This is a genomic window from Streptomyces sp., assembly GCF_031181705.1.
In the GTDB taxonomy this organism is placed as follows: Bacteria; Actinomycetota; Actinomycetes; order Streptomycetales; family Streptomycetaceae; genus Streptomyces.
The window spans coordinates 1-8,188 of the sequence record NZ_JAPSKN010000092.1 but is presented as its reverse complement, the minus strand read 5'-3'; the positions used below and the strand labels follow the sequence as shown (position 1 = coordinate 8,188).

Sequence of the window (8,188 nt, the reverse complement as noted above, 5' to 3'; positions counted from 1 at the left end):
CGAGCCCCGCGGCGGCGTACGTGGTGATGATGGCGTCCCCGGCCGGGATCCGCACGTCGCCGACGGTGAGGTCGCCGACCGCGAACCGCAGTGGCAGCGAGGCGATGGACGGGTGGGCGCGCAGCGTCTCGTCCACGACGGCGTCCCAGCCGATCCGCCCGGCCCGCACGGCCGCCAGTTGCTCGGGGCGGCGCAGCAGGGCGACGACGGCGTTGCCGATCAGGTTCACGGTGGTCTCGAAACCGGCCCCGATCACCAGCAGCAGTGTGTGGAGCAGTTCCTCCTCGCTGAGCCGGTCGCCGTCCTCGTCGCGGACCCGGATCAGCTCGGTCGTCATGTCGTCGCCGGGGTGCGCGGTCTTGTGCCCGATCAGCGCGGGCAGCACCGTGCCGATCTGCCGCTGCACGGACGCCGCGTGCTCAGGGGTCGGGTCGGAGGTGTCCATGATGGCCGAGACGAGCCGGACCGTGTCCTCCCGTAACGTGCCGGGCACGCCGAACAGTTCGCAGACGATCCGCATCGGCAGCGGGTGGGCGAACCGCTCCCTGAGATCCACGGCCTCGTCGCCGGCCGCGTCGAGCGCGTCCAGCAGCTCCGCTCCAGCGCCTGCCCCAGGGGCGAGCCGGTCAGTCGCGGGTTCAGCGGGCCGGGCACGGTGACGTGCGGATGGGCGGCCTGCCGGGCGACGGCCGGCACGCGCCGCGCCGCCAGATGCTCCACCTCCGCCGCGAACACCCGCGAGGTTCCGTCGAGTTGCGCCCGCAGTGCGGCCGTCTTCGTCCGCTGCCGGGCCAGTTGCCGCCGTGTGCGCAGCAGCCCGCCGCCGAGGGCGAACGCGGACAGTGTGCCGAGGGCGAGACCGCCCACGGCCAGGTCCGGTATGTCGATCATCGAGTCGATTCCAGTAGGGGGCCGGGCAGGGCGGTGCCCGTGGTGCTCTGGCGCACCACCCGCAGCACAGTACACACCGTCATCGACCGGTCTCGCACGGTGGAGCGCCACTTCTCTGTGAAAGTGATCGGTGACTGTTCGCATCTGTGGCAACTGTTGGGATTTGCCGTACGGGGGAGGGGAGTTGGCGGTGCGCCCGGGTCTGCCCGGCCGTTCGTGACCGGAAAACCACCCCACGTGGTGACTACGGGCTGTGTGTCCTGCCGGAGGCCGGGTACCCGTCCGGCGCCTGAAGAGGTCCGCTCCACAGAGAAGGAGGCCCGAATGACCAGCGAGACGGAGACCGGTGGCGCCACCGGTACGCAGGACAAGGACTACAACCTGATCTGGTACGTCGAGGCGTGCCTGAGCAACGCCCTGCGTCTGGAGGGCTACATCCAGGACGCGGAGCGCGCCAAGGACACCGAGGTCGCGGATCTGTTCCGCAAGGCGCAGGCGGACAGCCGCAAGGGCGCCGAGCTGGGCAAGAAGCTCCTGCGCGCGCGCCTCAGTGAGGGCTGAGTCCACCCTTGCGCGAGCGGCCCGGACCCCGGTGGGTCCGGGCCGCTCCGCGTGCCGGGGCGGCTCAGCCGGCGTACACCCTGCCTTCCCGCACCGTGTAGTGCGCCGGGTCGGAGCAGCCCACGGACGGCGTGAGCAGCAGACTCACCGTCACCGGGGCGGGTTCGGTGCTCGCGGTGGAGAACTCGCAGACGGCGCCCTTGCCGGTGAGCGGGTACCAGAACCAGCCGTCGACGTCGCCCACGGTCACGCGGTCCGACTCCTTCCACGCGCCGCCGGACTGCGTGAAGACCTGCAGCCGCACGGAGGCGGCGTACTCGTCCTCCGTGGAACGCAGCGCGGTGAGCGTGATCCTGTAGTCGGACCCGAGGGTGGACGAGGCGATCTGCCGGGTCTGCGGCGCGGTCTGCGGCGCGGTGGTGCCGGCGCTCGACGCGCCGGCGCCGGCGGCGCCCAGCGCGGCCGCCATCGTGACGGTGAGGGCCGCGGTCGCACCGCGGCGGGTCGGCTTGCGGGTCAGGCTCATGTGTTCCCCCGTTGGAACGAGTTGAAGGGGTTTGTCCCCACGGAGGAGAAGACACCCCACCCCCGGCGGGGGTTGTACGGGATCACACCCCGAACATGCCGGCGACCCGCTCGGTGGGCCCGTCCTCCGTCAGCGTGCCGTCGACGGTGAGGGAGGGCAGCCCTATCCGCGCCGTCTCTACGCGCAGCCGCAGCGTGAACAGAGCGTCCCGCGCGGCGAGGTCGCCCTCCGCCCGCCGCGGATCGCCGGTCCGCTGCGTGAAGCTCCCGCCGGCCGCCGCCCGGCTCCGGAACACGGCCCGGCGGAAGCCGGGCGCCGGAAGCAGCCAGGCCGCGTGCCCCGGCGCCGGAAGCAGTGGTTCCACGAGGTGCGGCAGCAGCCGGAACCCCTCGACGAGGACACACGGCTCGCGCGGCATGCGACGCCCGGTCCGAGCAGCGCGGCGGCCTCGGCGGCCTGCCTGGGCGCGCACACCACCGTCACCGGCTCGAAGCGGCGCACGGCGCGGGCGACCGAGGCCCAGGCCGCGCGGATCCAGTAGACGTGCCGCACGCCCTGTCCTCCCCGTGCTCGCGACCCGATTGTCAGTGGCGGATGCCACGATGCCGCAGTCGAGGAGTCGTCACATGGCGTCCACGAGCTTGGGAGGAGCCGATCGTGCGCAGGCCGGTCGAGGGGGAAGTCTTCGTGCACTACGGCCAGATCCACGTCGAGAGCGACCCGGACGGCTTCGGGCCCGGTCTCGGGGAGGCGTTCGCCGGCCAGTCCACGGGGCTGTGCGGGGCGGCGGTCCCGGGCGCGTTGTGGCTGCACACCGGGCTGCACACCGGGGACGTCGGCTTCACCGTCGAGGTCCACGACCAGGCACCGCCGCTGGACGCGGCCTGGGAGGACGTGGTGGAGGTGTCCTTCCGGCCCGTCTCGCCGGACAGTTCGCTGGTGGAGTGGGCGGGGGAGGCCACCTGGCCGCTCGACCTGGCGGAGACCGATTACCGGGTGCGGTACTGCGCCCAGGGCATGGACCGGGCGCACCGGCAGGACACACGGCTGGAGGAGGAGCCGCAACCGGACCGCTACCTCCTCCAGTTCTGGCCCGCGCCGCCCGAGCCGGACCGCCTCCTGAGGCAGACCTCGGACCTCGCCGCCTACTGGCACTCCGTCGCCCGCCGACAGCCGCCCCCGCCCACCCCGGCCGAACGCGCCGAGGCCGAACGCCGGGCGCGGCACGCCCGGGAGACGGCGGAACGGGAACGGCGGCTCGCCCTGGAACGGTGGCAGTGGGGCGGGCACACGCCGAGCCCGGCCCTGCGTGAGGTCGGCGGCAACGTCGGCGGCCTGCGCGACTTCGACCCCGCCCTCGTCCTGGCCCTCGACACGGCGGGGCCCGCCGCCCAGCGCGCGGTGGCGCTGCTCGCGGCGCGCCGGGCGTGCGAGGCGGCGGGTCTGACCGGTCTCGACTGGGTCGCCGACGGGCTGACGGCCCTGGCGGAAGGCCGGCCGCTGCCCCCGCCCTTCGACGACGACGCCCGCATGTGGGAGGCCCTGGCCCGCGACCCCCGTGTCCCGGACCGGACCGTCGGCAGGGCCGTCCCGCCAAGGCGGCCGCCCTTCGAGCGGCCGTCCGCGTGTCCGGACGATCCCGCGCCGTGTCCCCAGCGGGCGGAAGCGGTGCCGTGTCCCCAGCGGGCGGAAGCGGTCGTGGTCGGCCCGGCCCGCGCCTTCGCCCTTCCACCGGCCGATCCGCCGGCCCACGGGCCGGACCGGGAGCCCGCCCCGCTGCCGAGCCGCCCGCCGGCCCCGGGTGCCGCCCCGTACGCCCTGACCGTCGCCCTCGGTCCACCGGACCCGTCCCTGCGCATGTCCCAGCCGCACCTGGCGCTGCCCGCGGTGCCGGCGGCCGGCGAGCCCGACCCGCTGCGGGCGGCCGTCGACGCGGTGTACGCGGCGGTGTCGGCTTACGGGGAGCGCCATCGTGTCCTCCTGGACGAGATCAGGTCCTTCGTGGAGGAAGGGCGTCCATGAGGGGAGGGGGCCGCGCGTCCGTCGGCGCTGGGTCCGGCGGGGTGGTGCGGCCGGGCTCACCGCTCCGGCACCGAGTGTGGGTGGTCCGGGGGAGCCGGCGGCAAGGGCGGCGTCTGTTTCTGCGTCGGCGGGTGCCGTTCTCCCGGCACAGACGGCCCTCGTCGCACGCTCTGCGAGCGCCTGGCCCTCGGCGCGTCCGGCGCGCCGTACCAGGGGAGCGCGATTAAGGTCCTGGATCCCGCTCGCGGGTTCGCGCATTCCTTTCCGGCCCCGAACGAGGACTCGGCCCGGCTCGCGTGAGTGATCCCCTCCCACCGGGTACCCGGGCGTTCCGCCATGACCGGCCGGGCGGTCGCTCGCGGCGCCGACCCGGTCGGCCGCCGGCCCCGAGCCGAAGGAGCTCCTGCTTATGACGGACGTATCCGGTACCGGTCCCGCTCCGGGCGACGACCGCAAGGTCCTCACCAACCGCCAGGGCCATCCGGTCCACGACAACCAGAACCAGCGCACGGTCGGCGCCCGTGGCCCGGCCACGCTGGAGAACTACCAGTTCCTGGAGAAGATCAGCCACTTCGACCGGGAACGCATCCCCGAGCGCGTCGTGCACGCCCGCGGCGTCACCGCCTACGGCCACTTCGAGGCCTACGGCACCTGGGGTGACGAGCCGATCAGCCGCTACACCCGGGCCAAGCTGTTCCAGGAGCGCGGCAAACGCACCGACGTGGCGGTCCGCTTCTCCACCGTCATCGGCGGCCGGGACTCCTCCGAGGCCGCCCGCGACCCGCGTGGTTTCGCCGTGAAGTTCTACACCGAGGACGGCAACTGGGACCTGGTCGGCAACAACCTCGGCGTCTTCTTCATCCGCGACGCGATCAAGTTCCCGGACGTCATCCACTCCCTCAAGCCGGACCCGGTGACCTTCGAGCAGCAGCCGAACCGGATCTTCGACTTCATGTCGCAGACGCCGGAGTCCATGCACATGCTGGTCAACCTGTTCAGCCCGCGCGGTATCCCCGCCGACTACCGCCACATGCAGGGCTTCGGCGTCAACACCTACAAGTGGGTCAACGCCGAGGGCGAGACCAAGCTGGTCAAGTACCACTGGATGCCCAAGCAGGGCGTGCGCAGCATGACCGAGGAGGACGCGGCCAACGTCCAGGCCGACACCCTGGGCCACGCCACGAAGGACCTGTACGAGGCGGTCGCCCGCGGTGATTACCCCGAGTGGGAGCTGCTCGTCCAGATGATGGACGACCACGACCACCCCGAGCTGGACTTCGACCCGCTGGACGACACCAAGACCTGGCCCGAGCAGGAGTTCCCGCCGAAGCCGGTGGGCCGGATGGTGCTCGACCGCATGCCGGAGAACTTCTTCGCCGAGAACGAGCAGATCTCCTTCGGCACCGGCGTCCTCGTCGACGGCCTGGACTTCTCCGACGACAAGATGCTCGTCGGCCGGACCTTCTCCTACAGCGACACCCAGCGCTACCGGGTCGGCCCGAACTACCTCCAGCTCCCCGTCAACCAGGCCAAGAACGCCGAGGTGCGCACCAACCAGCGCGACGGCCAGATGGCGTACCACCAGGACGGTGGCGGGGAGAACCCGCAGGTCAACTACGAGCCGTCGATCCGGGGTGGCCTGCGCGAGGCCCAGTACCCAACCCTCGACGAGCAGGGCCCGGAGATCACCGGCCGGCTCACCCGCAAGCGCATCCCGCGCACCAACGACTACCTCCAGGCCGGTCAGCGCTACCTGCTGATGGAGGACTGGGAGCGCGACGACCTGGTGAAGAACTTCATCGGTCAGCTGTCCCAGTGCGACCGGGCCATCCAGGAGCGCATGGTCTGGCACTTCCTGCTCGTCGAGAACGACCTCGGCCTCAGGGTCGGTGAAGGGCTCGGCATCGGCCCCGACGACGTGACCGGCCTGGAACCGCTGGCGAGCCAGGACCTGACGGACGAGGACCGGGAGCGCCTGACCAAGCTGGGCAAGAACCCGCCGCGCGACGTGGAGGGCCTCACCATGACCCACTGCGTCCCCGACGAGCGGCATGTGGTGACGCGTTGACCGGTCAGCGCGTCACGGCCGAGCGGGCCACGGAGAGGGCCTGCTCGGCGTAGCTCCGGCCGAACAGCACGGCGTGCACCAGCAGCGGGAACAGCTGGTGCACGCCGACGCGTTCGGTCCAGCCGTCGGCGAGCGGCGCCACCTCCTGGTAGCCGTCCAGCACCGCCTCCAGATGGGGGCAGCCGAACAGGCGCAGCATCGCCAGGTCGGTCTCGCGGTGCCCGCCGTGCGCGGCCGGGTCGATGAGCCGGACGTCCCCGTCCGCCGCCCACAGCACGTTGCCGTTCCACAGGTCGCCGTGCAGCCGGGCGGGCGGCTCGGGAGGCCCGGCCAGTTCCGGCAGGCGCTCGCACAGTCGCTCCACGACGGTCGCCTCTCCCGGCCGCACGGTGCCGAGGTCGACCGCCCGCCGCAGATACGGCAGGACGCGCTGCCCGGCGTACCAGCCCGGCCAGTCGGTGCCGGGTTCGTTGCGCATCGGGGCGAGCCCGATGTACGCGTCCGCCGGCCCGCCCGGCGGCGGCGCCCCGAACGCGGACGCCCCGGCCGCGTGCAGTCCGGCCAGGTCCCGCCCGAACCGCACCGCGGCCTCCCGGCTCGGGCGCCCCCGCGGAACCCGGTCGATGACCAGCCAGGTCCCCTCGTCGCCGTGGACGACCGGCACCCGCACGGTCCCGGCCGCGGCCAGCCACCGCAGCCCGGCCGCCTCGGCCCGCGCCGCCGCCGGCCCATCGGACCGCTTGACCACCACGACCCGCCCGTCGTCGAGCGTGACCTCGGTGAGCGCTCCGGACAAGGGCTTCTCCCCGCGGACCGACCGCCCGGTGAGCCGGGCCACGACATCCGGACGGGCGGTCATACGGTCTCCCTCTCCACGCCGCGCACGATCGCCCCCAGGCTACGGCCACGTGCCCGGCGCCCGGCCCCGGCGTCACGCGGGACGGTGAAATCCCGTCCCGCGTCGACAGAACCGGCCGCCGCCGGGGGAGCAGTCGGGTCATGACGACATCACCGTTCCAGCGCACCATCGCCCTGCCCGCCCCGGTGTGCGAGGAGGCCGCGGAGCACCTGGAGAAGGCCGCGCACCGGGCCATCGACGGGGCCGCCGCGCCCCTGAAGGCGTTCCGCGCGGCCGCCGAGAGCGACTTCACCCTGCCGCTGTCCGTGGTGGAGCAGGCGGCGGCCTGCCTGCTCGTGCTGGCCACCGAGACGGCCCAGACCGTACGCCCCTCCGCGCTGCGCGCGACCATCAGCGTCGCCCTGCGGCTGCGCGACGCCGTGCAGCTGGCGCACCAGCCCGCCCTCAGCAGCCGCTTCTGGTGATCAGCCGCCGCGTCCCGTGCTGCGTCCGAACGGCAACGGCCGTGCGCCGGTGGTGCGGCCCTCCGCGAGGGCCACGTGGGTGGTGACGCGGACGAGGCAGGGACGGCGAGGGGTCGAGCCGGACCCGAACCGCACGGGGGGATCGACCGGGGCGAGGGGGCCGAGGCCACGGCCCTCGCGCGTGACCGTGGCCGAGATGACCGGGTGCAGGTCGCGGGCGCCGTACCACTGGTGCCGGCCGGACCGGACACTGCCGTGCGTGCCGGCGCCGAGCAGCAGCCGGGCGGGACGGTCCCACAGCGCGAGCCACTGCGGGCTGGTGGCGAGCCGGCCGGGCACGGCCCGCAGCGCGAGACCGGGCAGAGTCCTCGGTCCGGTGCTGAACCGCAGGTCGAGCGGTGGGGCGGAGACCGCCCAGTGGCGGCCGGTGATCCGCACCCGGACCGGTACGACCCGTACCTCGTCGAAGACGTAGATGCCGGAGACGAAGTCCGCCGTCTCCCGCGACGGCGCCAGCAGCAGACGGTGCCCGTCGGCCTCCTCGACCATCAGGTCGCTGAACGGGCCGAACGGCGACGCGGGCCAGTGCCCGAGCACGGCACGGGTGCCGGACGCCGTGCCGATCCCCGCGATCCAGCCGTCGAAGCGCAGGGTGCGCACCGGCGACCGGACCCTCGCGGCCCGGGCCGGTCCGGCCCGTCCGGATCCTCGACGCGACACCCGGGCCGGGTGCCCGCCCGGCCCGTCCGCGAAACGGTTCCGGCGGTCGGCGCGAGAGGGGACCGGAGCGGGGGCGG

General features: G+C 73.7%; 8 protein-coding genes and 2 pseudogenes. 4 read left to right on the top strand and 6 right to left on the bottom strand.

The features are described from left to right. Positions 1–598 (bottom strand): annotated as a pseudogene (locus RIN80_RS18155) (cytochrome P450); the annotation flags it as partial. A gap of 617 nt (positions 599–1,215) precedes the next feature. Between RIN80_RS18155 and RIN80_RS18150 the strand changes: the two are divergent. Beyond that, entirely contained in the window at positions 1,216–1,452 is a 237-nt protein-coding gene (locus RIN80_RS18150; protein WP_309096646.1) for a hypothetical protein, read from the top strand. A 64-nt stretch (positions 1,453–1,516) separates the two neighbouring features. Here RIN80_RS18150 and RIN80_RS18145 read toward each other — a convergent pair whose 3' ends face one another. The 3 genes and pseudogenes from RIN80_RS18145 to RIN80_RS18135 all read right to left on the bottom strand — a co-directional run. Beyond that, positions 1,517–1,978 carry a hypothetical protein gene (locus RIN80_RS18145; protein WP_309096645.1) on the bottom strand — a complete coding sequence of 154 codons (462 nt, stop codon included), beginning with the start codon at positions 1,976–1,978 and terminating at the stop codon, positions 1,517–1,519. 82 nt (positions 1,979–2,060) lie between these two features. Then, positions 2,061–2,273 (bottom strand): hypothetical protein, encoded by a 213-nt coding sequence (locus tag RIN80_RS18140; RefSeq protein WP_309096660.1) that lies wholly within the window; start codon positions 2,271–2,273, stop codon positions 2,061–2,063. A 125-nt stretch (positions 2,274–2,398) separates the two neighbouring features. Next, positions 2,399–2,509 (bottom strand): annotated as a pseudogene (locus RIN80_RS18135) (agmatine deiminase family protein); the annotation flags it as partial. 126 nt (positions 2,510–2,635) lie between these two features. Between RIN80_RS18135 and RIN80_RS18130 the strand changes: the two are divergent. Both RIN80_RS18130 and RIN80_RS18125 read left to right on the top strand, forming a co-directional pair. Then, positions 2,636–4,000 carry a hypothetical protein gene (locus RIN80_RS18130; protein WP_309096644.1) on the top strand — a complete coding sequence of 455 codons (1,365 nt, stop codon included), beginning with the start codon at positions 2,636–2,638 and terminating at the stop codon, positions 3,998–4,000. Between the two features lie 409 nt (positions 4,001–4,409). Continuing rightward, a complete protein-coding gene (locus RIN80_RS18125; protein ID WP_309096643.1) occupies positions 4,410–6,068 on the top strand; it encodes a catalase in 1,659 nt (552 codons plus the stop codon). 4 nt (positions 6,069–6,072) lie between these two features. On the opposite strand, the gene RIN80_RS18120 is transcribed toward RIN80_RS18125, so the two are convergent. Next, complete coding sequence (locus tag RIN80_RS18120; protein ID WP_309096642.1) at positions 6,073–6,927, bottom strand: fructosamine kinase family protein; 855 nt, start codon at positions 6,925–6,927, stop codon at positions 6,073–6,075. 140 nt (positions 6,928–7,067) lie between these two features. On the opposite strand from RIN80_RS18120, the gene RIN80_RS18115 reads away from it, so the two are divergent. Next, complete coding sequence (locus RIN80_RS18115; RefSeq protein ID WP_309096641.1) at positions 7,068–7,391, top strand: hypothetical protein; 324 nt, start codon at positions 7,068–7,070, stop codon at positions 7,389–7,391. Here the strand turns inward: RIN80_RS18115 and RIN80_RS18110 are convergent, their stop codons facing one another. Further along, the gene (locus tag RIN80_RS18110; protein ID WP_309096640.1) at positions 7,392–8,051 is read right to left on the bottom strand and encodes a hypothetical protein; all 660 of its coding nucleotides are present in this window, start codon (positions 8,049–8,051) and stop codon (positions 7,392–7,394) included. Between the last annotated feature and the right edge of the window lie 137 nt (positions 8,052–8,188).

Bases quoted from the DNA above. Each gene is read 5' to 3' on its own strand.
- RIN80_RS18115 (WP_309096641.1), top strand. From the start codon at position 7,068: ATGACGACATCACCGTTCCAGCGCACCATCGCCCTGCCCGCCCCGGTG.
- RIN80_RS18120 (WP_309096642.1), bottom strand. From the start codon at position 6,927: ATGACCGCCCGTCCGGATGTCGTGGCCCGGCTCACCGGGCGGTCGGTC.
- RIN80_RS18145 (WP_309096645.1), bottom strand. From the start codon at position 1,978: ATGAGCCTGACCCGCAAGCCGACCCGCCGCGGTGCGACCGCGGCCCTC.
- RIN80_RS18150 (WP_309096646.1), top strand. From the start codon at position 1,216: ATGACCAGCGAGACGGAGACCGGTGGCGCCACCGGTACGCAGGACAAG.
- RIN80_RS18125 (WP_309096643.1), top strand. From the start codon at position 4,410: ATGACGGACGTATCCGGTACCGGTCCCGCTCCGGGCGACGACCGCAAG.